The 25044-nt window shown below is 48.6% G+C and carries 21 protein-coding genes; 9 read left to right on the top strand and 12 right to left on the bottom strand.

Annotated features, from left to right (window positions below; all coding sequences use genetic code 11):
- Positions 1-60: 60 nt before the first annotated feature.
- Complete coding sequence (locus tag AC4IE7_RS02595) at positions 61-585, bottom strand: RNA pyrophosphohydrolase (RefSeq protein WP_490775241.1); 525 nt, start codon at positions 583-585, stop codon at positions 61-63.
- Between the two features lie 483 nt (positions 586-1068).
- Here AC4IE7_RS02595 and AC4IE7_RS02590 point away from each other — a divergent pair, with 483 nt between their 5' ends.
- From AC4IE7_RS02590 to AC4IE7_RS02580, 3 genes are read left to right on the top strand one after another with little or no spacing between them, the layout of a single operon-like run.
- Positions 1069-1728, top strand: a complete 660-nt coding sequence (locus AC4IE7_RS02590) for a histidinol-phosphatase (protein ID WP_490775240.1) — start codon at positions 1069-1071, stop codon at positions 1726-1728.
- Positions 1721-1933, top strand: coding sequence for a hypothetical protein (locus AC4IE7_RS02585; RefSeq protein ID WP_490775239.1), 213 nt, complete (start codon positions 1721-1723; stop codon positions 1931-1933). The genes AC4IE7_RS02590 and AC4IE7_RS02585 overlap by 8 nt, the downstream gene beginning before the upstream one ends.
- On the top strand, positions 1903-2130 hold the full coding sequence (locus AC4IE7_RS02580) for an aldehyde dehydrogenase (protein ID WP_490775238.1): 228 nt from the start codon (positions 1903-1905) through the stop codon (positions 2128-2130). The genes AC4IE7_RS02585 and AC4IE7_RS02580 overlap by 31 nt, the downstream gene beginning before the upstream one ends.
- On the opposite strand, the gene AC4IE7_RS02575 is transcribed toward AC4IE7_RS02580, so the two are convergent.
- Entirely contained in the window at positions 2115-2522 is a 408-nt protein-coding gene (locus AC4IE7_RS02575) for a hypothetical protein (RefSeq protein ID WP_490775237.1), read from the bottom strand. The two genes, AC4IE7_RS02580 and AC4IE7_RS02575, sit on opposite strands and share 16 nt — an antisense overlap.
- A gap of 106 nt (positions 2523-2628) precedes the next feature.
- Between AC4IE7_RS02575 and AC4IE7_RS02570 the strand changes: the two genes are divergently transcribed.
- On the top strand, positions 2629-3054 hold the full coding sequence (locus AC4IE7_RS02570) for an HIRAN domain-containing protein (protein WP_490775236.1): 426 nt from the start codon (positions 2629-2631) through the stop codon (positions 3052-3054).
- Positions 3055-3086: 32 nt separating this feature from the next.
- Here the strand turns inward: AC4IE7_RS02570 and AC4IE7_RS02565 are convergent, their stop codons facing one another.
- On the bottom strand, positions 3087-3728 hold the full coding sequence (locus tag AC4IE7_RS02565) for a YceI family protein (protein ID WP_490775235.1): 642 nt from the start codon (positions 3726-3728) through the stop codon (positions 3087-3089).
- 347 nt (positions 3729-4075) lie between these two features.
- On the opposite strand from AC4IE7_RS02565, the gene AC4IE7_RS02560 reads away from it, so the two are divergent.
- A complete protein-coding gene (locus AC4IE7_RS02560; protein ID WP_490775234.1) occupies positions 4076-6472 on the top strand; it encodes a putative Ig domain-containing protein in 2397 nt (798 codons plus the stop codon).
- A 593-nt stretch (positions 6473-7065) separates the two neighbouring features.
- Here AC4IE7_RS02560 and AC4IE7_RS02555 read toward each other — a convergent pair.
- Positions 7066-9438, bottom strand: a complete 2373-nt coding sequence (locus AC4IE7_RS02555) for a protein kinase domain-containing protein (protein WP_490775233.1) — start codon at positions 9436-9438, stop codon at positions 7066-7068.
- 476 nt (positions 9439-9914) lie between these two features.
- Here AC4IE7_RS02555 and AC4IE7_RS02550 point away from each other — a divergent pair, with 476 nt between their 5' ends.
- Positions 9915-10358 (top strand): Rrf2 family transcriptional regulator, encoded by a 444-nt coding sequence (locus tag AC4IE7_RS02550; protein WP_490775232.1) that lies wholly within the window; start codon positions 9915-9917, stop codon positions 10356-10358.
- Positions 10359-10656: 298 nt separating this feature from the next.
- Here AC4IE7_RS02550 and folE read toward each other — a convergent pair whose 3' ends face one another.
- From folE to AC4IE7_RS02520, 6 genes are all read right to left on the bottom strand, one after another.
- Entirely contained in the window at positions 10657-11334 is a 678-nt protein-coding gene (gene folE / locus AC4IE7_RS02545) for a GTP cyclohydrolase I FolE (RefSeq protein ID WP_490775231.1), read from the bottom strand.
- 1546 nt (positions 11335-12880) lie between these two features.
- Positions 12881-13297, bottom strand: coding sequence for a hydrogenase maturation protease (locus AC4IE7_RS02540; protein ID WP_490775230.1), 417 nt, complete (start codon positions 13295-13297; stop codon positions 12881-12883).
- Positions 13294-14592 (bottom strand): Ni/Fe hydrogenase subunit alpha, encoded by a 1299-nt coding sequence (locus AC4IE7_RS02535; protein ID WP_490775229.1) that lies wholly within the window; start codon positions 14590-14592, stop codon positions 13294-13296. Before AC4IE7_RS02535 ends, AC4IE7_RS02540 begins: the two co-directional genes overlap by 4 nt.
- Positions 14585-15373 carry an NADH-quinone oxidoreductase subunit B family protein gene (locus AC4IE7_RS02530; RefSeq protein ID WP_490775228.1) on the bottom strand — a complete coding sequence of 263 codons (789 nt, stop codon included), beginning with the start codon at positions 15371-15373 and terminating at the stop codon, positions 14585-14587. Before AC4IE7_RS02530 ends, AC4IE7_RS02535 begins: the two co-directional genes overlap by 8 nt.
- A gap of 64 nt (positions 15374-15437) precedes the next feature.
- Positions 15438-16271 carry an FAD/NAD(P)-binding protein gene (locus AC4IE7_RS02525; protein ID WP_490775227.1) on the bottom strand — a complete coding sequence of 278 codons (834 nt, stop codon included), beginning with the start codon at positions 16269-16271 and terminating at the stop codon, positions 15438-15440.
- Positions 16264-17433, bottom strand: coding sequence for a 4Fe-4S dicluster domain-containing protein (locus AC4IE7_RS02520; protein ID WP_490775226.1), 1170 nt, complete (start codon positions 17431-17433; stop codon positions 16264-16266). The genes AC4IE7_RS02525 and AC4IE7_RS02520 overlap by 8 nt, the downstream gene beginning before the upstream one ends.
- Before the next feature lie 467 nt (positions 17434-17900).
- Here AC4IE7_RS02520 and nifJ point away from each other — a divergent pair, with 467 nt between their 5' ends.
- Both nifJ and AC4IE7_RS02510 read left to right on the top strand, forming a co-directional pair.
- On the top strand, positions 17901-21476 hold the full coding sequence (gene nifJ, locus AC4IE7_RS02515) for a pyruvate:ferredoxin (flavodoxin) oxidoreductase (protein WP_490775225.1): 3576 nt from the start codon (positions 17901-17903) through the stop codon (positions 21474-21476).
- 120 nt (positions 21477-21596) lie between these two features.
- A complete protein-coding gene (locus tag AC4IE7_RS02510; protein WP_490775224.1) occupies positions 21597-22028 on the top strand; it encodes a hypothetical protein in 432 nt (143 codons plus the stop codon).
- Positions 22029-22555: 527 nt separating this feature from the next.
- Here AC4IE7_RS02510 and AC4IE7_RS02505 read toward each other — a convergent pair.
- Both AC4IE7_RS02505 and AC4IE7_RS02500 read right to left on the bottom strand, forming a co-directional pair.
- Positions 22556-23158: a glutathione S-transferase family protein gene (locus AC4IE7_RS02505; RefSeq protein WP_490775223.1), complete on the bottom strand. Its 603-nt coding sequence runs from the start codon at positions 23156-23158 to the stop codon at positions 22556-22558.
- Entirely contained in the window at positions 23155-23550 is a 396-nt protein-coding gene (locus tag AC4IE7_RS02500; protein ID WP_490775222.1) for a tautomerase family protein, read from the bottom strand. The genes AC4IE7_RS02505 and AC4IE7_RS02500 overlap by 4 nt, the downstream gene beginning before the upstream one ends.
- An 89-nt stretch (positions 23551-23639) precedes the next feature.
- Here AC4IE7_RS02500 and AC4IE7_RS02495 point away from each other — a divergent pair, with 89 nt between their 5' ends.
- Complete coding sequence (locus AC4IE7_RS02495) at positions 23640-24509, top strand: LysR substrate-binding domain-containing protein (RefSeq protein WP_490775221.1); 870 nt, start codon at positions 23640-23642, stop codon at positions 24507-24509.
- Positions 24510-25044: the final 535 nt, after the last annotated feature.

The following is a 25044-nucleotide window of genomic DNA, read 5'->3' as shown; positions in this document are numbered from 1 at the left end:
TCTCCGATCCTAGGCGCCCTCTGGAGAGCTTAATCTGCCTGGATAAGGACTATGGCTGGGTCAGCGACGATTCTGTCGTAAATAGTTGGTAAGGGAGCGTCCAGGTACGCCCTCTGGATAGAGTAAAGGAGCCAACTCCTCCAGCGCTTTGGTATAGACATTGCGTTTGAAGTAGATCACTTCCCGCACAGGATGCCAATATTTAACCCAACGCCAATCCTCGAATTCCGGGGATGCGGTATGATCGAGGCAGAAGGCATCCTCTCCGCAGTTTACCCGCAGCAGAAACCAGATCTGCTTCTGCCCAATACAGATCGGCTCACTGTGTCGGCGAATATAGCGCTCCGGTAAACGGTACCGCAGCCAACTGCGGGTAGCGCCGATTATCGAGACCTGATCAGCTTTTAGACCCACCTCCTCATTCAGTTCCCGGTACATGGCCTGCTCTGGAGTCTCATCCTGCTTGATCCCCCCCTGGGGGAACTGCCAGGCATCCTGTCCAGCGCGTCGCCCCCAGAACAAGAGACGATCTTCGTTGCACAAAATGATACCGACGTTCGGTCTAAAACCGTCTGAGTCAATCAATTCATCCGCCACAATATATCAAATTCAATTAGTGTGATTTTTCCATAATCCCTCTGGAGCAGCAAGGCGATAAACATAAGCCTTTGCTAATTATGGAGATTCCGACGTGACTTTTGCTCTATTGCCAGCACAGGATAACTCATCAATTTCTGCCCTCTATCCTGCCAAATCGCTATAAAACCGTTTTTACATTCGATAAACACTACCCCGGTTGCAGCGGTAATAATCTGTAAATAAACCGTTAACATCTTTTTTCTATAACCGGGTAAAATACCAGGATAAACACCACATAATTCTTTAGGGAACCTCAAGAAACAGGTCAGAATCGGACTGGTTAAGAATCAAAATAGGCAGATTCGGGTTATAGATCTGACTTACTAACCGGTTGTTGCAACGATCCGCTGCCCGGATAAGTTCCGTTTTGGCAGCCAGCAACGCCCTGACTCACCCTGAGATTCTGTAAATTGAGGCAGGACAGTATCTATGGCATTGGCAATCTTCGATCTGGACAATACTTTGCTGGCAGGTGACTCCGACTACCTTTGGGGCCGTTTTCTGGTAGAACAGGGCATCGTCGACGGAGAGATATATGAGCGTGAAAACCAGCGCTTTTATGATGATTACAAAGCAGGTGAACTGGATATTCATGAATTTTTGCGTTTTTCCCTGAACCCCCTGAGCAAACACTCTCCTGAAAAACTCAGGCAGTGGCGGGATCTGTTCATGCAGGAGAAAATCTCTCCGATCATTAATGAAAATGCCCAACAACTGGTAGACAAGCACCGCCAGGCTGGTGATTCTCTTTTGATCATCACAGCAACCAACTCTTTCGTCACCACCCCAATCGCCAAACGGTTTGGCATCGACCATCTGATTGCCACTGAACCGGAAACCCTTGACGGCCAGTACACTGGTGAGGTTGCTGGCGTACCGAGCTTTCGGGAGGGCAAGGTAAGTCGCCTGAATGAGTGGCTGGAGGAGTTTGGTCAGAATCTGGATGGCAGCTGGTTTTATAGCGACTCACATAATGACCTCCCTCTACTGGAGCAGGTTGAGAATCCAGTCGCAGTGGATCCGGATCAGACCCTCGCTGAAATTGCGAAACAGAGGAACTGGCCCATCATGCATTTACATAGTGGATGATCCATACTTAGAGAAGAACGAACAACCCATGGGTATGCAGGCTGACAGATACCTGATCAAGGGTTTGGATAGCGAGGTACGCCAGGCCGTAAAGACCATAGAACGGAGCATCTCCAAACATCTATTGTATCAGACTGCAGAAGGCCAGAAACCTACTGGGTTACAGGAGAAGTCATGTCCAGACCCGCTTTTTTTGCTGTTTTAATCGCTGTGATCATCGGTGTGATCTATGTCATGCAAGTCAGCGAAAATCCACCTCAAACCAGCATGAATCAGTCCCCTAAGGAGTATATCGAGCTGGTCGAAAAGAAGAAGGCAGCCAGAATTGCTGTTGAAAAGGCGCTCAAGGAGGGCAAAGAGCGTACTGACAAGGCCCTACAAGAGAATCAGTCTCTGCGCTGACACAAGGTTCTTTCATCCCCATTTTCCACCGCCTGAGCTATTGCGTTGACAAACTCCCCCAGCTCATCTGTGGAAACCACCTCCAGCAGGCGATTCATCAACTTCGGATCTATAGCTGCCTGTACGACCCGGCCATCCATCAATGTCACATTGATGCCGGCAGTATGTACATGGTCCTCTCCCTCTCGCTCAGCGACCAGACTCTCATTCTCCTGCAGCAGGAGATCGTAGCGAGCCTCAATCTTCGCATCCATATCGTCATCCAGCTCTTCAGACACATAGACCAGCCAGCCATCCTCATCAACAGCGGACTTTACCTCCAATCCCAGTTGCCTTAAATAGTCGATAAACTCCTGCCAGGGACGCTCATCAAAAAAAATGTACTCCAACATGAAACACCTGCTTGTTACGGACTCACAAAATGAGCCACTGAGAATGTTATTTTCTCTATCTTGAATAATCGGGTTCAGGAAATCTCATCAATCGGGAGCACTCAGAATGAAACAGAGCCAACTACTCACCACACTCTTCAAGATTCCAGGCCGACACCTTGCCCGCCAAATCTATAATAAGACAACCTTTATACCCAGCCGACGCAAAATTGTTCTGCAACAATCACCCTTGGCTGGCTTTCAATATCACCGTGCAGCTGCAATATGGCCATTTCTACAGGTCGGAGAGTCTCTGCATCTGAAACGTGAACCGAGCAACCCACATGACCGCTACGCCGTAGCAGTATGGTTTAAAAACGAACATCTGGGCTATGTACCCAAGCGGGAAAACCGAACTCTGGCACAACTACTCGACCAGGGTGAGCGACTGGAAGCCACGATCATACGCCTTTTGGATGATGACAACCCCTGGCGAAAAATCCGCTATCAGATAACCTGGGTTGGTGAACGCTCCTCTGAATGGGTTGTGTAAACCATGGATTAGAGAGTTTTTGCCTAATTAGGCTATTTTCCAGGCTTTCTGGATGCTTTGTTCGATTTTTTGCGGATTCCCTCAATACCAAGTGTCAGCTCCATCTCTTTGGAAGCATCGCCGAGATACTTGGTAATACCGAAATCTGCCAGGATCAACTTGGTCTCGCCATAGAATCCACGACGATACCCTCCCCAGGGGTCACTGCCTGAGCCGACATGGTCCACTTCAATCTCAATCGACCGGGTGACACCTCTTAAGGTCAAATCTCCCACGAGCAGAGCTGAGCCATCCTCCCGTTCAGTAAAAGAACGGCTGACGAAACGCGCTTCTGGAAAACGATTCACATCAAGAAAGTCCTCATCCCTTAGATGCTTATCCCGCTCAGCATGATTTGAATCGATACTCTCTGTCTCAATCACTACAGTGATGGATGAGTCTGAGGGATTTTTTGAATCGTACTCAAATTCACCGGAAAATCGATTGAATCGTCCAACTAACCAGCTATAACCCAGATGGCTGATTTTGAACTGAATGAAAGCATGGCCACCTTTGGTGTCGATCTCGTAAGAAGAGGCCAAACCATTTTGGGTAGAAAAAATCAAAACAGTGAAAACCAACAAAATCACATGAGTAATTCTTTTCATTCCATCCACTCTTTGGTCGCAATCCATGATTCCGCTCCTAATATCTTCTGTTTTATTGTTAAAGAACCGCGCCTTAACAAAGCCCAATTTTTGTTAATCACCGTTCACATAATAAAACATAGCTTATCACTAAGGTATCACACAAATTGACCAACAGAGTGCCCAGAAAACTTTAGCGCTCCTGACCCACTTGAGGGGTAAATTGTGACGCCCATCAAGTGTAATTTAGTGCCAATTCACACTGCAGAGAGGAAGCGTAAATAGTGTGAATTCCGTCCGCCTAAATTGTGACCTCGTGTATGCATAAAATCCCCCATCGACCGCCATAGTGAGCAACATCTTAGGGAGAAACTCATTTTTGAGGTCACAAGGTCATGAACGCAACACGTAAACTTATTCCACTGGTATTATTCCCCGCCCTTTTTTCAACCGATATCAACTTAGCTCAAGCTGCGGAACTATCTTTCGATAGAGCTGTATGGAGAGACAGCAAAGACCTGTTGGTATTCAAAGGTCAGGGGGTACCTGGCGCAATCGTTGACGCCTATCTCGCTGGAACAATTACACCATTCGCAAGAGCCACTGTCAGCAGCAGAGGCTCATGGCGCATGAAATTGACCAACCCTGAATTTATACCTTGTGCAGTACGTGTTGAGTCAGGTCCATCTGCAGCACAACGAAATGTCTATCGTGCCCCTGATAATTGCGCCACAGATGAGAATATTGGTGACAATAATCCTCCTGAGGAGCCAACACCAGAGAATACAGCACCTGTAATCAGTGGATCTCCCAACACTCAGGTTGCAGAGGGACAAAGCTACAGCTTCCGTCCAAGTGCCAACGATGCTGATAACGACGACCTGACCTTCTCAATTGTAAATCGTCCCGCATGGGCAAGCTTCAACAGCGCCACCGGCCTGCTTAGCGGCACCCCTGAGATGGATGATGCCGGCACCACCAGCAACATTCGCATCAGCGTATCCGATGGCACAGCCACTGCTTCACTGAGCGCATTCAGCATTACAGTGTCCAATACAAATCAGGCCCCCACCATCAGCGGCACACCTGCTCTTTCTGTAGCTGAAGGCAGCGCATACAGATTTGCACCCAGCGCCAATGATGCAGACGGCGACAACCTCACCTTCTCAATTGCTAACTGCCCATCCTGGGCCAGCCTTAACAGTTCAACTGGCGTCCTCAGCGGCACACCAGATGCAAATGATGCCGGCACTAGCAGCAACATTCGTATCAGCGTATCCGACGGTACAGCCACTGCTTCACTGAGTGCATTCAGCATTACAGTCTCCGATACCAACCGGGCGCCCACCATCAGTGGTACACCTGCCTCTTCAGTAGCAGAAGGCAGCAGCTACAGATTCACACCAAGTGCAAACGATGCAGACGGCGACAACCTCACCTTCTCAATCGCTAACCGCCCATCCTGGGCCAGCTTTAACAACACTACTGGCGCCCTCAGTGGCACACCAGACATGAATGACGCTGGCACCACCAGCAACATCCGCATCAGCGTATCTGACGGTACCGCTACCGCTTCACTGAGCGCATTCAGCATTACAGTGTCCAATACCAACCAGGCGCCCACCATCAGCGGTACACCATCAACCAGTCTGCAGGAAGGCAGTGCCTATAGCTTTACGCCTAATGCTAACGATCCAGATGGTGACGACTTGAGCTTCTCCGTCAGCAATCTACCTAGCTGGGCAAGCTTCAACGCCAACACCGGCGCACTCAGCGGCACACCTGATTCCAACGATTCAGGCGTCTACTCAAATATCGTTATCAGCGTATCTGACGGCAGCAGCCAAGCCAGTCTGGCACCTTTCGGTATCAACGTCGCCGATGTTGCAGAAGAAGGCGGCACCTTCCGCTTCGCAAGCAACAGTTATGATGTAGAAGAAGGCAGCGCAGTTACTCTGACTGTTACCCGCAGCAGCAGCTCTGGCACCGCAACTGTCAATTACGGCACCTACGGCGTCGAAGCAAGACACTCTCAGGACTACACAGGCTACGTCTGGACACCATTGAACTTCCTTGAAGGTGAATCTTCCAAGACTATCCGCATCAACACCATTACTGATTCAGTTGATGAGCCTGCTGAGACCTTTGAAGTCCATCTTGATGCACCAAGTAGTGGTTACACTCTGAATGCACCAAATGTCAGTGTTGTCACTATCCATGACATCGAAGCAGCAAACACTGCTCCAGTGATCACCGGCAATCCTGATCAGAGTGTATTGGTAGGCGACGGTTATGTCTTCACACCTAATGCATCCGATGCCGACAACGACACATTGACCTTCAGCATCTCTAACCTGCCAAGCTGGGCCAGCTTCAATACCAGCAACGGAACCCTGAGCGGCACACCTGCGGAAGCTGATGAAGGTAGCTACAACAACATCGTGATCAGCGTATCAGATGGCACCGACACTGCCTCACTGAGCCCAATGACACTGGTTGTCGAAGCAACTCAGACCACACCAACAGTCGGAACCGTTACTCTCAACTGGGTAGCACCTTCCACCAGGACTGACGGTAGCTCACTGAGCATGAGTGATATCTCTGGCTACAGACTCTACATGGGTACAACTGCAAACAACCTCGCACCAGTAGTTGATCTGGATGACAGCACAGCCAACAACCATGTTATGGATAATCTGGAAACCGGTACTTACTACTTCGCAATCACCGCTTACGACACAGTTGGAAATGAAAGTGACCTCTCCAACGTCGTAGCAAAAGACACTATGTAAGAAGACCAACGCAAAGGGACTTGCGCGAACAACCGATTGGTTGGCACCCTGCATCGGATTACGAGACACTCTCTTGTAGTCCGATGCTTCATTTCTGGGCATTGAAAAGTGCCATTTAAGTAACTTCAAACAGTAGAATACTTTTATCCAGGGCTCAGCGTGGCTATTGACACGGGAAGAGCTGCTCTCTGCGAGCCAGCGCATAAGGTTGAAGAGCTGAAAGTGAACTATTTGCTCACCGACATAATCCTCATGGTGGGGCATGGCCCCACCCTACATATGGATGTAGCATCCTGAGGCGAAGGGTGCGGTAAAGCTCTTGAGGTGCAGTTGGGTAGGGTGGGGCCCTGCCCCACCATAGAAGCAAAGCAGTATAAAACAGCTTCCTTCCTGCCCAAGACCCACATCAACCAACATCAATCAGTCAAACCCAACTAAATCATTGGAAGGTCGAGACGCAGTAGTGATTAAAAAATAACTTTCGAAAGTCCACCACTGTAAAAACTCAGCAATTCATAGTCGACAGAGGCTGACCGTAAATATCGCTCAAATAATTTCTAACAGCCCGCTTTGATAATGATGCATATCCAAAATTATGATCTAACAGCCAACACGATCTGATTCCTAAGTGACTTCAGCAGATTCAGTCGCTTCTTATCAATTGCCAGTCCATGAGGTTGAGAGTGATCGGCATAGATCAGACCAACCGCATGTTTGTTAACCACAATAGGAAAAATCAGAAAGGATCCAGCATTAGAAACCTTTTTATACCAATCGGGGATATCCCCCCGGATCTTCTTATCCGTTGCATCGGCAATATACACATCCACAGCATTTTTCATGGCGCCATGAAAGACATCAACACTATACTTTGTAGAGAAATGAAAAGCTTTGACAAAATCATCTGCAGATTCACCAAAACCAAGTCTCCCAACCATCTCCCCCTGTTTACGATTTAGCAGTGCCAGCACCACCCGCTTGAACCCAACAGCGCGATACATAGTCTCCAGTACCACATTAAAAATCTCAGAAACAGTGTGATCACCGACTAACATACCGGTCACTTCCTGTAGACCATCCATCAATAAGGCTTCCGTATCTTCATCACTGTGGACTGCTATTTCTGCTGTTTTGTCATCAACCGTTTGAGTGCCATCATCCAGAATCTGCGTCTGATCCAATCCATCCTTTGAAATGGATCTTGATTGGGCTTTCTGTTTTGAAGAGCCAGCGCTTGTCTGATCCTGACCATCCTTAAGTTTTTTGACAAAACTTCCTGACACATCAGAGGCAATCGCTTCAGCTAATTCTTGAAAATCATCCACCGACTGCTGCGTCAACTTCGCCACTTTTTTGCTGCCGAGTTTCAAACTCTTGGCATATTTCTTATTCAAACTTTCCAAAGCAGCCTTATTATCCACGCCATTCTCAACAATCAGCTGCATTGCATCTTCAGCAAACAGGGCAACCAAACGACGTTTCTCGGTTCGGTTAACCGGGGCATGATCACCTTGCCAGGATTTTAAACTGTCTGTAAGCGGTTTTGGAAAGTTCCACTGCTTGGCGATTTCAATACCGATTGTTTCAAAACTGACACCTAACACACTATGCTGAACTGTAATCGGCTCTCTGCCTTCGACTTTAATTAAACGCTCTATCTCTTGTGACTCTTCCGGAAGATAGAATGCCACCAGGACTTTACCAAGGTCGTTCAACAAACCTGTCAGGAAATACTCTTCTGCCTCATGCTGATCGATCTCTGAGGCCAGATTCTGAGCCAATGTTGCGCGAAACAGTGCTGACGAAACCAACTCTCGTAAATGCTCTGCCTGCTGCTTGTTTTCGATATGTTCAAAGAAAATCAACGACGCTGCAAGAGAGCGAATCGCTTGAGTACCAAGAACAACCACAGCTCTGGAAACAGTACCAATATGGCCTGAAAAACGGCCGTAATAGGCAGAATTGACCACCTTGAGAATTTTATTTGTTAAAGCAAAATCTTTAACAATGACACCCGCCATCTGATTAACACTTCGATCACTGACATCCGACATTGCATTGATACTGCGCACGGATTGAGAGAGTACAGGAAAATCACTTTTGCGTTTCATGCGCCGCAGTAAAAACTCCACGGTACCGCTACCCTCCACCTCCGAAACTGCAGCTTCACCCGCAGGTTTCATGATCTCATTATAGGCTTCGAGCATCTCCGTGGCATCGCTGTAGCGCAACGCTGGATCCTTCTCCAGAGATTTCAAAATAAAACCGTCGAGTTTCTCATCCACTTCACTATTGAACTGGGACGGGGGCTTGGGCTCCAGCTTGAGAATTGCATTGACCACAACCTGCTGATTATGGCCACTGAAGACCGGCATCCCGGTTAGCATCTCATCTAAAATCAGTCCCAAGGCAAAAACATCCGCCTGAGGCCCCACTTCACCCGCCTGAATATACTCAGGCGCCAGATAGCGCGGCGTACCAATCAACTGCTTATCTGGACCTTTTGCCTCTGACAGCAGTCGTGCGATACCAAAATCCATGATCTTTGGATTTTGATCCTGGCTGATAATGATATTAGATGGCTTCAGATCTCTGTGAACAATGCCGGACTGATGAGCCTGACTCATCCCCTTCAGCAGACCCTCGAAGATCTGTAGTGCCAGGGAGAGTTCGAGAGGTTCACCCTGAATAGTGTCAGAAAGCAATTTACCCTGAGCATATTCGAACACCAGATATGGAGTGCCATTATGCTCACCCGCCTCGTAGATAGAGACAATGTTTGGATGCTGCAGCTTACTCATAGTGCGCGCCTCGTCTCTAAACGAGGCATCCTTCAGCGCTTTATCAAGAAGCTTAATTGCGACCTGACGTTCCAATTGGCCGTCCTGACACAGATACACGGTACCCTGATTGCCAGAACCCAGCTCTTTACCGACTTGAAAACGCCCAATCTTTTTCAGCCTCATGCACCCATCCCAAATGAACCCCTGGCTATGTTAACGGCACTTAGGCTGATTTCTTACCTGATTTTAATGCTGTTATTCCAAACAATCTGACATATAAGGGGCTTTTCAGCCAGTAGTACCAATATCTCGGAACGAGAGGTATCACTTCCCTGATCGAGACCTGAGACAGATCGCACTCCTTTACCTGGAGATACCAAGCATAGCCCACCTGATCTGTCTATCCTGCGAATGCGACTCACACCTGGAAATTGTAATGGATCGGCAAAGGCTCTCTTACTGGATACCCTTTTAGCTGGCCAAGGTTTAAAGCACTTAATCTCCTAAAAGATAAAAAGAATAGAAAATATTGTACATTATGTACAAATATACTATATTTTTAATCATAATAGTTATACAAGGCCTGCTCATATCGAGGCTGAAGCACCATACAGGCTTGAGTTTTTCAATTTAAATTAACAACTTATGAGGATAGGTAGATGAGACTAACCAGCAAGAGCCGATACGCAGTTACCGCCATGCTCAGTTTGGCTTTAAACCACAAAAATGGTCCCATGACACTCTCAGAAATCTCTGAAAATCAAGGGATTTCCCTCTCTTACTTGGAACAGCTGTTCGCCGCCCTGAGATCAAAAGGACTCGTGAAGGGCGTCAGAGGCCCCGGAGGTGGTTACTCCCTGGCGAAAAATGCCACGGATATCTCAGTGGCTGAAATTATCTGTGCAACAGATGAATGGGTTGACTATACCTATTCAACTCAGAGGAATAGTGTACAAATAGAAACTCAACTCAGCAGCCGTAGCCTATGGAGTAACCTGAGCCGACAACTTTTTGATTATGTCAGCGATATCACCCTCTCTGATTTGATTAACCGTCGCTCGATTCATGAATCCCACCAAAAGGAAGACAAAATTGCAGCCTGATGATTATTGGTCGAGTTCTTCAAAATCAGAAACCTGTTATTAGAATGGGCGGTCAACTGATTTTTAGGTTCAAGGAACTCGACCAATCGCCCAACGGGTTGTAGATCCGAGATACTGAATCAACCCGCTTTCTGCCCACCTGGATTGACCGCTTCCAGACCTCGGAAGATATCAAATCAATAGCTATTGCTTGCTGATTTAGGGCCTGTTAACACTAATCGAATAGGCCCTAGTGTGGTGCGTCATACTAGCAATTACAGTCATCTGCAGCCCCAGGGATTACCCAAGGTAGGCATTTTTACGCCGCATGGAATTCAGCCCGCAGGGTGGCATCATGCTTGAAGCAGCCACCGAGGGCTTTGGTACTGGTATTCGAACTACTGTCCATAACTCCCCTGGCCTTGACACAATAGTGGGTGGCTTCGATAGAGACAGCCACATCCTCGGTGTCCAGCAGTGTTTGCAGGGCGACCAGTATCTGTCGCGTCAGCCGCTCCTGTACCTGCGGTCGCTGAGCGAAAAAACGCACGATCCGATTAATCTTTGACAGGCCGATCAGACTACCCGAGGGAACATAGGCCACCTTGGCTTTGCCGTCGATGGTGATGAAATGGTGTTCGCAAGTGCTAGTCAGATCTATATCCTGCACTGTAATCATCTCATCCGAGCCCATCTTGTTCTCGATCAGGGTGATCTTGGGGAAATGGCGGTAGTCGAGACCGGAAAAGATCTCCTGGATATACATCTTGGCTATTCTGTGGGGCGTTTCGGCGAGGCTGTCGTCCGACAGATCGAGGCCTAGCACCTGCATCATGTCACTCATCAGCTCCCTGATTCGGTCGTACTTCTGATCCTGGCTCAAACCATTCTCGAACATCGGGGTTTCCAGACCCTGTTCTATCAGAGCATTGCGAACCAAGTCAGCTTCGTCGCTGATATGGGGGCGGCTAGTTAAGCGTACTGGATTGTTGGGCATGTCAGAGATCTCTCAGTTGACAATTATTTTGAGTCAATGTCTTGAAAAATGCTGCAAGTATTGATCCACAAACACATGCTAGGGTGATAAATCAGACGTCCTAACAGCTTGATCGCATTGGTTTGAAGGTAAAAATTTACAACAGCGGTCATCCAACCAATGCGAATCAGTAAGAAAAATATACCGATAGATTGATGATAGGCAGTCAGTAAGATAAAGAAAACATATAATTCCTAAAGGAAATCACTACCTTGGATAATGATACGATACCCCCTGGATCTTACTATCAAGCCGATACAACCTGTCCCCTGTATGTTGCCATCAGGAGACATACAGCCTCCAAGAGATAATCCTGTTTCATTTGTACAGGTCATGAAGAGCAGCAAAAAAGCTGCAACAGACCATCTCCAATCTATTGGAGCAATCATCAACCTGTCGCGGTGGTGATTGTCTATCCCGGGTTTGCGGCTAACTCAAGATCACATCTGCTTCAGGCGTACCGAGCCATGGCTTAACAGGTACTACTCCACCTCTACGTGGTGCCAGGAAGCTCTAGCTTGCTTGGCAGGGGGCTGTACAGCAGTAGATGCGATTACATCACCATCAATATGGCCATGAAAAAGGTCAGGCACTAAAATCATGTACTTTATTTTTTATAGAATAATAACAAGATATATAGCTATCACTGTCCCACTTACTTTAACTATTACGGTTGTATCTGATTCATTGCTGTTGGTTTCTATTGCTGATGGAGAATTGAGGCATGAAAAAGCATCGTAAAGCAGAGGGTCACGGCTTGAAAAAACTTACAATTCATCAGTATTTTAAATAGGTAGGGAGAGAAACTCCCCTCTCCCCTTGCGGGAGAGGGGCCGGGGGAGAGGGGGTGAATAAACACCCTATTTTCCACAACAATCAGCAAGATAAATATGAACGATCGATGCTGTTTCTCTCTTTCAACCACATAAAACGCTTCGCGTGCACCCTCTCCCCAACCCCTCTCCCGTAAAGGGAGAGGGGCTTTTAGAGTTGTTCTGAGAAGATTGAAAGTTATTGGACATTAGCAGTGATAGCTTATATAGGGTTTAAGGTTTAAATGACCTGTGCCTCTGTGTATAGGTAGTTATGTCATGAATATAACTTCGTTTAATTTTCTAAATTAATATTTATATATCTCGATTTGTCTTGTTTTGGCTACAGGTTGTTCAGGGGTAACGCATGAGCACTCTAGACATTGAAGCTAACCATGCCAGCGCATCATCTTCCATTAGTGGTGATGATCGTGAAGTGATATTTTTGGACATGACCGATTAACTAAGGAAACCTCGATTGTGAGTGTCAGTTCAGACGGCACACATGCAAGATGATCTATTTGGTACTGGGTTTAAACTTCGCGGATCAGTTTGCTTGCGAAGTAAAAGAGGATTAAACGCTGCGCCCCGTACTAACTGAGGTTACATATATCATGACACATGGGACTGATGGAGATGTTGACCTTGCACCTTGCCGTTTTTAAATAGATACGAAAATAACTCAACCCAGGAATCTATATCAGACCTTGAACCTGTCGCTCTAAGGCACTGGTATCCAAGCTTGGCAGATAGGAGAGATCTTCTTGAATTTGAATGCCAATCAAAGAGACTCTAGTAGGTAGAAGATCTAATTTATCAGCCAACCCCAGCGCCTCAGCCACACCAAAACCATGGCATGAGGTTAGACCACTACAATCTTCCAACTCATCCAGGCCTATCAACTTCACCTCACCAACTCTGCCAGAGGAGACCAGGGCATCGATCAACACCACATGATCAACACCCCTGAAATAGTCCAACAATCCACTGCCTGGCCGATCCAGCTTAATCAGCTCACACGCTGTCAATTGACAGGTCTGAAGATGATCGATCGCCAGCCAGCCCAACTGATCTGCCCCAAAAGGAGAGCCTATACCGATAACCCTGGTCATCTCCGATTGACTTTCAACTTGAGGAAATGGGTTGCACAAGAGATACATGGGTCGTAATTACGAATGACCTGCTCGGCCCTAAGGCGTATCACCTCATCACTATTATCAAGACCCAGCTGTTGTAACGATAAGGCAATATCCTCTTCAATGCGCCCCTGATTCTGGCTGGTCGGTGGCACGATACGCGCGTAGCGAACGATTCCCTCCTGATCCACATCGTAGCGATGCCAGAGGATACCTCTTGGCGCTTCAGTACAGCCAAATGCATTCCCTTCAATAGATCCGACTTCATGATAAGGTTGGGCAGGAATCTGATACTGTTGCAGCAGTCGTATCGCCTCAAAGATTGCAAAATAGAGCTCTATCGCCCTGGCGACAATGCTATGGAACATATTATGGCTGGGAAAGCTGATGCCGCAGCCATCCATTAACAGACGAACAGGCTTGGGCAGCTGATGGAAATTCAGATTCAATCGTGCCAGTGGGCCTGTCAGATAGGGGCGGCCTTCCAATTCACAATGCAGTGCAGTTGAGTGGGGTGATTGAATCTCTGTAAAATGGCTATCGAAATAACAGATATCGATATCCAATCCCTGACCGGATATCAGTCGTCCCTTACCCATGGCGTACTCTTCCTGATCACTCAACGCCACACTGATAAAAGACTGATTATCATCAGCAAAGGTCAAACCTGCTGTCCATTCGATTAACGCCTCTGCATGAGGTAAAGCAGATTGCAGACGTTGCAACATGGTCTCTACTGCAGAGAGATCGGGAGCCCGATAGAATCCACCCACCCTGACACCAACCGGGTGAACCGAGCGACCACCAAACATGGCGATCAGGTCGTTGCCCAGGGTTTGCAACTCGAGCCCACGCCGCACGGCATCCGGATAATCAGCGGCCATGGCGATGGCTGATTCAAAACCGAGAAAATCGGGCGCAGCCAACAAATGGACATGCAGGGCGTGGCTCTGTATCCACTCTCCGCAATACATCACTCGACGCATCTCTGTCACCCAGGGATCAGGGGTGAAGTCTGCCAACCTCTCGAATGCCTGAACCGCGCTCATCTGATAGGCGACAGGACATATCCCGCAGATCCTGGCCACCATATCGATGACTTGATTACGCTCATACCCCTCAACAAACTTTTCGAACAGTCTGGGTGGCTCGAAAATACGTAAATTGATGCGCTCGATCTCTCCGCCTACCACATCGAGTTCAAGTGCGCCTTCACCCTCGACACGGGTCAATACCGGTACATTGATATGTATATCGCGATGCTCAGCCATCGGTATCACCTTTCACTCCTTCGCTGGCAGCTTTAAATAGTGGTGCACTATTGGCTATAAAACGAAAGCGCCTAAGCACCCCCTCTGCATCCAGACCCAGTTGTTCAAATCTGTTTGTGATGGAACGGTCATTGACCAGCTCCGCCGGTCCATAACAACCATAACAACCCCGCCCTGTCGCGGGGCAAAGCGCGCCACAGCCTGCTAATGTGACAGCTCCCATGCAAGCCTCTCCCTTGCTGACCATGGTGCAGATCAATCCCTTACGTTTACACTCCATACACACCGAATGCTGTTCAGGTCTAGGGGTTATTCCAGACAACAGATCACGCAACGCCCCAAGCACTTGAGTTGAATTAACAGGACAACCCTGAATCTGAAAATCAACTTTTATATGCTGTGAAATTGGATCTGATGTAGTCAGGGTGTCGATATGCTCTGGATGGGAATATACAGACCCCATCCAGCCATCCCGATCTGCGAAGTTGGCCAGTGCCTGTAAGCCACCACTGGTTGCACAAGCGCCGATGGTTACCAGTAATTTACTGTTCTCTCTGACTTGTTGAATCCGCTTGATATCCTCTGGCGTCGATACACTGCCCTCAACCAGAGAGATATCCACTGGCTCATCAGGTGCATTTGGGCCTGCTTCGGCAAAATGGACAATCTCCACCAGTTCCGGCAACTGCAGCAGGGGTTCACCCAGATTCAACAGAGCCAGCTGACAGCCATCACAGGAGCTGAATTTATGCACCGCTAGTTTCGGTTTTTGAGTGGCCATATGGATATCCTGGTCTAATTAACTGTTGTGAGCATGCAAACAATTGAACTCACATTGCGCACTCTCAGAAGCCCTTGGTTCCTAAAAAGTCTGCCAATTCGGAATAACAGAAAACCGGGCCGTCACGACAGACAAATTTTGATCCGATTTGACAGTGTCCGCACTGACCAATACCACACTGCATATTTCTCTCCATACTGAACCAGATATGTTGATCCGGGATCTCCATGGAACGCAGATTGGCTATCGCTGCCAACATCATCAATTCAGGGCCACAGAGCATTGCGATGGTACGTCCCTGACGCAGATTGAGCTGTTCGATCAACTCAGTGACCATGCCTTGCTGGCCATGCCATTCACGGCTTGCAACATCGGCCGCAAGTAACACTTTGACATCCGGTTCACTCGCCCAGGCATCATACTGCTCCCGCCATATCAGGTCGCTTGAGTGTTTGACCCCTTGTAGAATATTCAGATGGCCAAATTGATCACGTCGCTTTATCAGATATCGGATTACAGAAACCAGGGGCGCGCACCCTAAGCCACCTGTTACCAGCAGAACATCTCGACCCTCAGCTTCCGCTATGGGCCAACCTCTGCCAAACGGACCTCGAATACCCACCCGATCCCCAGGTTGCAGTTTAGACATCGCCTCAGAGACCCGACCGACCACCCTGATTGTGTGGTCAAAATAGTGGCTATCCTCAGGATCATTGACGATTGAAATAGGAATCTCTCCCGCTCCATAGAGCGTCACCATATTGAACTGGCCAGGCAGGAACTCGAATACCTCCTGGGCACTCGCATCCTCAAACTGCATCCTTAAGGTGAAAATTGTTGGAGACTCCTGGATGCGCTGGTCGATAATCGCACTACGCGGAATGTGGGTTTCACTCATCTAGACTCCCCTCCCACAAAATCGTGTCAGTTTCTTTAATCAGATCAATACCGACAGGACACCAGGTGATGCAGCGACCGCAACCGGTACATCCGATGCGCCCCTGCTGTTGCTGCCAACCGGCCAATTTATGGGTCAACCACTGCCGATATCTGGAGAGGATATCCCCTCGTACTTTAAAATGACCCATGCTGCTGTGATTGGCACTGAAGCAGGAGTCCCACTGGCGCACATTCTGAGCCGATTTCCCATCCAGTGACACTTCATGATGTACGTCATAACAGAAACAGGTGGGACAGACTGCAGTACAGTTGCCACAACCCAGACATCTTTCAGCGACATCACTCCAATGGGTGTGTTGCAGCCGTTGATAGAGACGCATCAGATCCTCAGGCTTTGCCAGATGCCTTGTTTGCTCACCTGCAGCCTGATCGGTTTGAGCTGTCATTCTTTGTAGCTGATGCGCCGCTGCTGAGTCTAATGAAAGTTTCTCCAATAGAGCCTTGCCCTTCTCATTGCCATGCCATAGCAGAAACCCCTCATCCAGTTCAGACAACCCAATATCATAGCCCTGCTTCACAGCAGGCCCATCCCCTGTGGAGTGACAAAAGCAGCTCTCTGCAGAGTGGGCACAGTCGATCCCGATCAACAACAATTGCTCTCTGCGTTGACGATAGTGTGGATCAGGCGCATCAGCATGAAGAAAATGTCTATCCTGGATGGCCAGCGCAGAGAGGTCACAGGCCCTGACACCAAACACTGCAGTCGGCCTCACATCGGGCTGGCTGGTTTGAAAAGCTAAAGGATCCTGCTGTTCAATCCACAATACCTCTCTTGGGGCAAAACAGAGGGGCTTGAGCCCCTGAGGCCCATGATTCCAATCAAACAACCGCTGACTTTCAGTCTGTTGCAGGCGATAGTGACCCGGCTTCTGGAGATTGGTCAAACCTGTAACAAGCTGATCTGCATTCTCGATCTGCTTGAACTGTATAGCCCCCTCCTCAACTGCAGGGCCAAGGATCTGATAACCGGATTGCTGGAGCACATCCAATAGCGCTTGCAGTCTGGCACGGGGCAGAAATCCGGGATGTCGATTAACGCTAACGCTCTGTTGCACTTTCACGGCCTCACCGTTGCGGTACAGGAATAACAGCGCACTCATACGTTGTTATTTCCGTTGCCTGTAACCTTTCATATATAAAAAATCAATAAGCAAAAAAATTGCACTATTCAATACAAAGAAATTGAAACAGCCCCTCTACCATGAATTACATCCAACCACTCTGCTACTGTTTGCACTGCTCAATAATCTCTCAACTCATGTATCACTTTGATCAACGAATTCCGTTGTACTTATCCATAAGAGAGATAAGGCTATGCATCAAAATAGAGCAAACAATTCGATAATGGTGAAATATGGATTAGGAGCCTATGAAAAACCCTAAAAAAACGTCATGTCACTCTTTAAAAACTAGCATAAAACTGAAGAGACAATGGGTAAAAATGATATTTTATTTTACTAAGGTCATTGATTCATCGGATCAAGATTATACTGGCATTAATCAATGCAGCTGGCAGCCAGTAGTGAGAACATCTTAATAATCAGACAACATCACAGGAACCAAGGATATGCCCGATAAGATGGTTACCATTGACGGCAATGAGGCCGCCGCACACATCGCCCATATGACCAACGAGGTTATTGCCATCTACCCCATTACCCCCGCCTCACCAATGGGGGAATGGTCAGACGAATGGACAGCAAAAGGGATAAAAAACATCTGGGGAACAGTACCCGACGTCATCGAAATGCAGAGTGAAGCGGGCGCTGCAGGTGCGATTCACGGTGCACTTCAGGCAGGTTCCCTTTCAACCTCCTTTACAGCTTCCCAGGGATTGTTGTTGATGATCCCAAACATGTTCAAGATTGCCGGTGAATTGACCCCCACCGTGTTGCATGTTTCAGCTCGCTCATTGGCAGCACAGGCGCTATCAATTTTTGGCGATCACAGTGATGTCATGGCCTGCCGCACAACCGGTTATGCCATGCTCTGCTCTGCCAGCGTTCAGGAAGTCGCAGACTTCGCACTCATTGCCCAATCCGCAACACTGGAGACACGCATACCGTTTCTACATTTTTTCGATGGATTCAGAACCTCTCACGAAGTCAATAAGATCTCATTGCCAGAGTCAGAGACAGTCCAGGCAATGATCGACAATGAACTGGTGAATGCCCATCGTGCACGTGCCCTTTCCCCGGATCATCCAGTGATTCGCGGCACTTCGCAAAATCCAGATGTCTACTTTCAGGGACGTGAGACTGTAAATCCCTTCTACAGTGAGGTTCCTCAAAAATTAGAGGCTGTGATGACCCGTTTTGGCCAACTCACTGGACGCCACTACGCCCTGTTTGAATACCATGGCGCAGATCAACCTGAACGGGTAATCATATTAATGGGTTCAGGCATAGGCGCCGCCCAGGAAACTGTCGATCACCTGAACCAACAGGGGGAGAGGATCGGCATGATCAAAGCCCGCCTCTATCGCCCCTTTGCCGCAGAACAACTCTTGGCGGCAATACCCGAAAGCGTTAAAAAGATAGCCGTACTCGACCGAACCAAAGAGCCGGGAGCCGACGGAGAACCACTCTACAAAGATGTTCTGGGTGCCTTTGCCCAAGCTTACAGCGATGGACGCCGAAACACCCTGCCACGTATTGTCGGTGGTCGCTATGGACTCTCATCTAAAGAGTTCACCCCGGCAATGGTCAAAGGGATCTTCGATGAATTGAATAAGCAACAACCAAAAAATGGTTTCACTGTAGGTATCATTGACGATGTCAGTCAAACCAGCCTTGAATGGGAGCCGACATTTCGTGCAATGGCGAGCAAGGGTGTTACTGCCTGTATTTTTTATGGCCTGGGCGCCGACGGCACCGTCTCAGCAAACAAAAACTCAATTAAGATCATTGGTGAACAGACAGACAACTATGCCCAGGGCTATTTTCAATATGACTCCAAGAAGTCGGGCGCAATCACCGTCTCTCATTTGCGTTTTGGACCACAGCCGATCAATGCCACCTATCTAATCAATGATGATGAGGCCAGCTTTGTAGCCTGCCATCAGCCCCTCTTTCTCGACCGTTACGACATGCTCGATAAAGCAGCCCCTGGCGCAGTTTTTCTACTCAACACCACCGCCAGCCCCGGGCAGGCTTGTCAAAGTCTCCCAGCACATATGCAACGACAGATCATCGACAAGGGTTTGAGCTTCTATGTCATCGACGCATATAAAATCGCGGCAGAAACCGGCATGGGGCGCCGCATCAATACCATTATGCAGACCTGCTTCTTCGCCATCTCCGGCCTGCTCGATCAAGGCAAGGCAATCGAACTCATCAAAGATGCAGTAAAAAAGAGCTATGGAAAAAAAGGTGCAAGACTGCTGCAACGCAACTACGACGCCATCGATGCAGCGCTGTCAAACCTGCACCAGGTAGACATCTCCGGCAAAGCCGATTCAGAGGAGTCACGCAGACCGACCGTAGCCATTGACGCACCAACCTTCGTACAGCAAGTCACGGCACCCATCATAGCAGGCAAGGGCGATACCATTCCGGTCAGCCTGATGCCGGCAGATGGTACCTGGCCCCTTGGTACCACCGCTTATGAGAAGCGCAACATCGCACTGCAACTGCCAAAATGGGAGATGGATCTCTGTACCCACTGTGGTAAATGTCCATTGGTCTGTCCCCATGCTGCGATCCGCTCCAAGCTCTTTCCACAAACCCTGACTGAAGATGCACCAGAGAGCTTCCTGCACACCCAGGTCAAAGGCGGAAAAGATTTCGAACCTGGCACCCAGATCAGCTACCAGGTTGCCCCTGACGACTGCACCGGCTGTGGTCTTTGTGTCGAGATCTGCCCAATCAGGGATAAGAAGAATCCGCAACGAAAAGCACTCAACATGGTGGATGACCCAACCTACCATGAGCAGGAGCGCATCAACTGGGACTTCTTCCTAAGCCTGCCGGAGTATGACCGCACCCATCTTAAAGAGACCACCCTCAAAGGGGCGATGATCATGCAACCCCTGTTCGAGTTTTCCGGTGCTTGTGTCGGCTGCGGTGAAACGCCTTACATTAAGCTGGCAACACAACTGTTCGGTGATCGTATGTTAATTGCCAACGCCACCGGCTGCTCCTCCATCTACGGCGGCAATCTACCCACCACCCCCTATACCACCAACCCGGAAGGCCGGGGACCAGCCTGGTCCAACTCACTGTTCGAAGACAATGCAGAATTCGGCCTCGGCATGCGTATCGCTATCGACAAACAGAACGAACATGCCAGAGAGCTGCTGCTCACTCTGCGTAATCAGATTGGCGAAGCGCTGACGGATGCCCTGTTAAATGCAGATCAGCATAGCGAAGCAGCTATCTTTGAACAGCGTCAACGCATCGAGACATTGAAACAGCAGTGCCATCAGATCCACACACCTGAAGCAGAGACTCTAATCTCCCTATCAGACACCCTGGCACGCAAGAGTGTCTGGCTGGTTGGTGGCGACGGCTGGGCCTATGACATCGGTTATGGCGGTGTCGATCACGTCTTGGCCTCAGGTCGTAACGTCAACATCCTGCTACTCGATACCGAGACCTACTCAAACACAGGTGGACAAACCTCCAAAGCCACCCCATTAGGCGCAGTGGCTAAATTCTCCGCAGGGGGCAAAGCAACGTCCAAAAAAGATATAGCGCTGATGGCCATGTCCTATAGCAATGTCTATGTAGCCCAGGTCGCCTTCGGCGCAAAGGATGTTCAAACTCTACGCACCTTTCTCGAAGCAGAATCTTATGACGGCCCCTCACTGATCATCTGCTACTCACCTTGTATCGCCCAGGGCATTGATCTTTCGAACAACATCCGTCAACAGGAGTTAGCCGTCGATTCAGGACACTGGCCACTATTTCGCTACGACCCCCGTCGCAGCGACAAAGGTGAAAATCCATTGAAGATGGACTCCAAGCAACCCTCCATCTCCTACAGAGACTTCGCCAATAGTGAAGCTCGATTCAGTGTATTGCAGAGAACCCAGCCTGAGGCCTCCGAGAAATTTATGCGCCAGGCCCAGTCACAGATCAAGACACGTTATCAACTCTATGAGCAACTCGCCCACTTGGCGATGGAACAAAAGGAGGAGTGATATAAATAGTGGAATATAAAATGACTATAAGGAGTGGAGTGACTACCATAAAGATATAAAGGTAATATAATTTAGAGCTTCAGTTCTGGTTAGTACTCGACAAAAAGTTTGACGGTGACGATGAAAAAAAGAATCACACAAATAGAGAATGAGCATGCCAACCTTTGGTACTACCCTGAGACCGGTATCATCCACCATCAGTTCTTGAAACCTATCTCAAGTCAAGAGTTTCAGTCTGTACTCATGACAGGATTAGAGCTGATGAAAAAACATGGGGCTCAGAAATGGCTCTCGGATGATCGATTGAATTCGGTTCTCCCCCCCGAAGATTACGACTGGTCAGTAGTCTACTGGGAGCCACTCGCGATTGCTGCGGGATGGAGATATTGGGCTGTATTGCCACCAATCAAAACACGGGGGAAAATCAATATGAATCGTATAACAGATGGCGTTGACTCCCGCAGGCGAGTCCAGGTCGAAATATTTACTGACTTCGATCCAGCATGGCAGTGGTTGGTAGAACAAGGTAATTCAGAAGTTCGAAACAAATAAAGCCCCTCTCCCCACCTTAAAAAGTCGTAGGGTGGGGCCATGCCCCACCAAAAGCTTGCCGAAAATGCCAAAAACCACATACAACCTTCACAGTTTCATGAATATCTCAGCTAGGTAGCCTGGATGGAGCGCAGCGGAATCCGGGATGATTGGTGCACTGTTCCCCCCGGATTCCATTGCACTTCATCCAGGCTACGGGTTGCCACATTCAACGAAGAAAGTGACTCGCCGGGGTGAGCAAAACTGAATCGAGATGTCTTCCGAAATAAATTGATCAAGGGTTCGGCCCTGCCGCACCATTATCTTAAAGAAACTCCCCTCTCCCCTTGCGGGTGAGGGGGCGAATAAACACCCTATATTCCCCAACAATTAGCAAGAAAAATATGAACGATCAATGCGGTTTTATCTTTTAACCACATGAAGCGCTTCGCGTACACCCTCTCCCCAACCCCTCTCCCGTAAAGGGAGAGGGGCTTTCAGAATTGCTCTGAGAAGAATGAAAGTTAATGGGACAACAGTAGCTATGATTATCTATTGCCCATCGGAACCCAGCGTTCAACCTCTTCCACTCTTTTCAGCCAAGCTCTGACCGATGAATATGGTTCGAGTGAGAAGCGACCTTCCCCTGCCAAAGCAACATATGGATAACAAGCAATGTCAGCAATCGTGAGATGGCTTGCAGCAAGCCATGAATTTGTTTCAAGACGACATTCCATCGCCTCCAATCCAGGGAGTGCGTCCCGATGACATTGATCCAGGTCGTAGCCGCGATCGAAGAGTATCTGAGCCCGAGCACGAGCCAGTCCATAGAGCAACTCGTTCTCTGAAACTGCGAGCCACTGCATAACACGGGCCTCCCCTAAAGCACCATCCGGCAGCCAGGATTGATCTCCATATTGACGAGCCAGATAGAGCAGAATTGCCATTGAATCCCAGATCACAATTTCATCATCTATCAACACCGGCACCTGACCTCTGGGATTGAGGCCTTTAAAGGTTGTCGTCATCGTCTCACCGGCAAGAATATCGATGGGCACCCGTTCATATTCTAAACCCAGCATGGCAAGCAGCAGCCTCACCTTATAGCAGTTGCCTGAACGATCCAGGTCATAGAGTTTCAGTACGCTCATATTAACGCTCCCCGTAAATTTGCACGATTTGCCTGTGTCAGACCGGCATATCCCCAATTCTCAGCCGGAAGCTCATTAATCACAATGTAGCTGGCTTCTTCCAATTCTCCGAAAATCTTCAGCAGTATCTGATTTAGCAGCTTGATCAAAGCGGCCTTCTCCTCTCCACTGTTAGTACCTTGTGTGATTTTTACATCCAGATAAGCGGTTGTCCTTTGGGTTGGTTTAGCATCGATCGTCCAGAGAATCGCTTCGCTTCCAATGACACGCAGAGCGGTCACCTCGCGGCGTTTTCCAACCTCTGAAGCCATTGCATCAGTAATATCTCGTGCTAGTTGAGCAGCCTGCTCAGCGCTCGGCGCGGGATCCAGGGTCACTTCTACATAGGGCATTGTTAATCTCCTTGATCTTCTGAGATTAGAGCCTAAGCTGTTATCATTCATTTGATAAACGAATTATTTAAATAATACTTATTTAAATTATGAATATATTTTCCCGTGATCTGGAACTTGAGCTGTTACGTACCTTTGTCACTGTAATAGATAGTGGTGGTTTCACTCGAGCCGCTGAACGCCTGCACCGCACTCAGTCTACGGTCAGCCAGCAACTCAAACGGCTGGAAGAGCGTCTACAGACACCACTCCTGAAACGTAATACACGTCATATTGCACTTACGGAACGGGGCGAATTGTTGTTGGGTTACGCCCGGCGCTTACTTCTGCTTAATGATCAAGCCCTGGCAGCACTTTCGGAGACTCGTTTGCAGGGTAAAGTGCGCCTGGGATCGGCTCAAGAGATAGCCGACGGAGGATTAGCTGATCTGCTGGCCCATTTCTCCCGTCTTCATCCTGGTGTCGCACTTGAAATCAAAGTGGATGCCAACGCCAAATTGAGGGATGAAGTAGCCAGTGGTGATCTTGATCTTGCGGTTCTTTTTCAAGAACCGGGTGAGCCAGAGAATGGTGTTGAGTGTGAAGTCATTGATCGACTCAGCCGGGTCTGGGTTGCTTCACCGGAACTCGAGATTGCCAGTGATAAACCGCTTCCACTGATCCTCGCCAATGGACCCTGCATCTTCAGAAATGCAGTGCTCAATGCTTTGGATGGGATCGCCCGTCCATGGCGTATCGCACTCTCAACACCGAGCCTTTCGGGAATGCGTGCCGCTTTGCGTGCTGGCCTTGGTGTCGGTGTGCGTACCGAACGTTGGTTGGAAGCGGATATTCATATAATAAAAGGTGAGCTACCCCCTCTGCCGGATGTGGAACTGGTACTTCTCTCGGCAGCTGATACCGGGGAGCAGGTTGTAGAGCGTTTACGTCGTGCTCTACACGCGGCACTCATCCCCTGATCGATTGAAACAGCATGTTGGCAGCGTAAATCAACTGTTGTTCGTCACTATTTTTTTGCCCCCATGCTCTCTATATCATATTGCCTTTACAGCACTTCGTATCGCTGATTTGTATAGCGTTACTTCTCTTTTTGAGCGTACTTGGTGGGGCATGGCCCCACCCTACCCACTGACTATTTGTGGGGGATGGCCCCACCCTACCCACTGACTATTTTGTGGGGGATGGCCCCACCCTATCCGCTGACTATTTTGTGGGGGATGGCCCCACCCTATCCGCTGACTATTTTGTGGGGGATGGCCCCACCCTATCCGCTGACTATGTTGTAGGGTGGTGCCATGCCCCACCGTGAAGTGCTGAAACGTGCAAGCCCTTGCTTTTTCATGTGCCAAAATCTATTTTCGAGTTCACCCAGCCTGCATTTACAACACCCTCTTGCGAGAAAGAAGAGAGGGAGTTCAACAACACCATCATCCAGACCATTACTCAGCACAACAAGAATTGATCGGATCGTACCGCATAGGATTCAGTTCATAA

The sequence above is a fragment of the Candidatus Thiodiazotropha sp. AKAK3 genome, from assembly GCF_058244645.1.
The sequence above is the reverse complement of the archived record's forward strand: the minus strand, read 5'-3'. Positions and strand labels throughout refer to the sequence as shown.

Excerpts from the sequence above, each read along its gene's own strand:
- AC4IE7_RS02550 (WP_490775232.1), top strand. The coding sequence starts at position 9,915 with ATGAGACTAACCAGCAAGAGCCGATACGCAGTTACCGCCATGCTCAGT.
- AC4IE7_RS02525 (WP_490775227.1), bottom strand. The coding sequence starts at position 16,271 with ATGAGTGAAACCCACATTCCGCGTAGTGCGATTATCGACCAGCGCATC.
- AC4IE7_RS02505 (WP_490775223.1), bottom strand. The coding sequence starts at position 23,158 with ATGAGCGTACTGAAACTCTATGACCTGGATCGTTCAGGCAACTGCTAT.
- AC4IE7_RS02520 (WP_490775226.1), bottom strand. The coding sequence starts at position 17,433 with ATGAGTGCGCTGTTATTCCTGTACCGCAACGGTGAGGCCGTGAAAGTG.
- AC4IE7_RS02530 (WP_490775228.1), bottom strand. The coding sequence starts at position 15,373 with ATGGCCACTCAAAAACCGAAACTAGCGGTGCATAAATTCAGCTCCTGT.
- AC4IE7_RS02570 (WP_490775236.1), top strand. The coding sequence starts at position 2,629 with ATGAAACAGAGCCAACTACTCACCACACTCTTCAAGATTCCAGGCCGA.
- AC4IE7_RS02575 (WP_490775237.1), bottom strand. The coding sequence starts at position 2,522 with ATGTTGGAGTACATTTTTTTTGATGAGCGTCCCTGGCAGGAGTTTATC.
- AC4IE7_RS02500 (WP_490775222.1), bottom strand. The coding sequence starts at position 23,550 with ATGCCCTATGTAGAAGTGACCCTGGATCCCGCGCCGAGCGCTGAGCAG.
- AC4IE7_RS02565 (WP_490775235.1), bottom strand. The coding sequence starts at position 3,728 with ATGGATTGCGACCAAAGAGTGGATGGAATGAAAAGAATTACTCATGTG.
- nifJ (WP_490775225.1), top strand. The coding sequence starts at position 17,901 with ATGCCCGATAAGATGGTTACCATTGACGGCAATGAGGCCGCCGCACAC.
- AC4IE7_RS02495 (WP_490775221.1), top strand. The coding sequence starts at position 23,640 with ATGAATATATTTTCCCGTGATCTGGAACTTGAGCTGTTACGTACCTTT.
- AC4IE7_RS02510 (WP_490775224.1), top strand. The coding sequence starts at position 21,597 with ATGAAAAAAAGAATCACACAAATAGAGAATGAGCATGCCAACCTTTGG.
- AC4IE7_RS02590 (WP_490775240.1), top strand. The coding sequence starts at position 1,069 with ATGGCATTGGCAATCTTCGATCTGGACAATACTTTGCTGGCAGGTGAC.
- AC4IE7_RS02580 (WP_490775238.1), top strand. The coding sequence starts at position 1,903 with ATGTCCAGACCCGCTTTTTTTGCTGTTTTAATCGCTGTGATCATCGGT.
- AC4IE7_RS02540 (WP_490775230.1), bottom strand. The coding sequence starts at position 13,297 with ATGACCAGGGTTATCGGTATAGGCTCTCCTTTTGGGGCAGATCAGTTG.
- folE (WP_490775231.1), bottom strand. The coding sequence starts at position 11,334 with ATGCCCAACAATCCAGTACGCTTAACTAGCCGCCCCCATATCAGCGAC.
- AC4IE7_RS02535 (WP_490775229.1), bottom strand. The coding sequence starts at position 14,592 with ATGGCTGAGCATCGCGATATACATATCAATGTACCGGTATTGACCCGT.
- AC4IE7_RS02560 (WP_490775234.1), top strand. The coding sequence starts at position 4,076 with ATGAACGCAACACGTAAACTTATTCCACTGGTATTATTCCCCGCCCTT.
- AC4IE7_RS02555 (WP_490775233.1), bottom strand. The coding sequence starts at position 9,438 with ATGAGGCTGAAAAAGATTGGGCGTTTTCAAGTCGGTAAAGAGCTGGGT.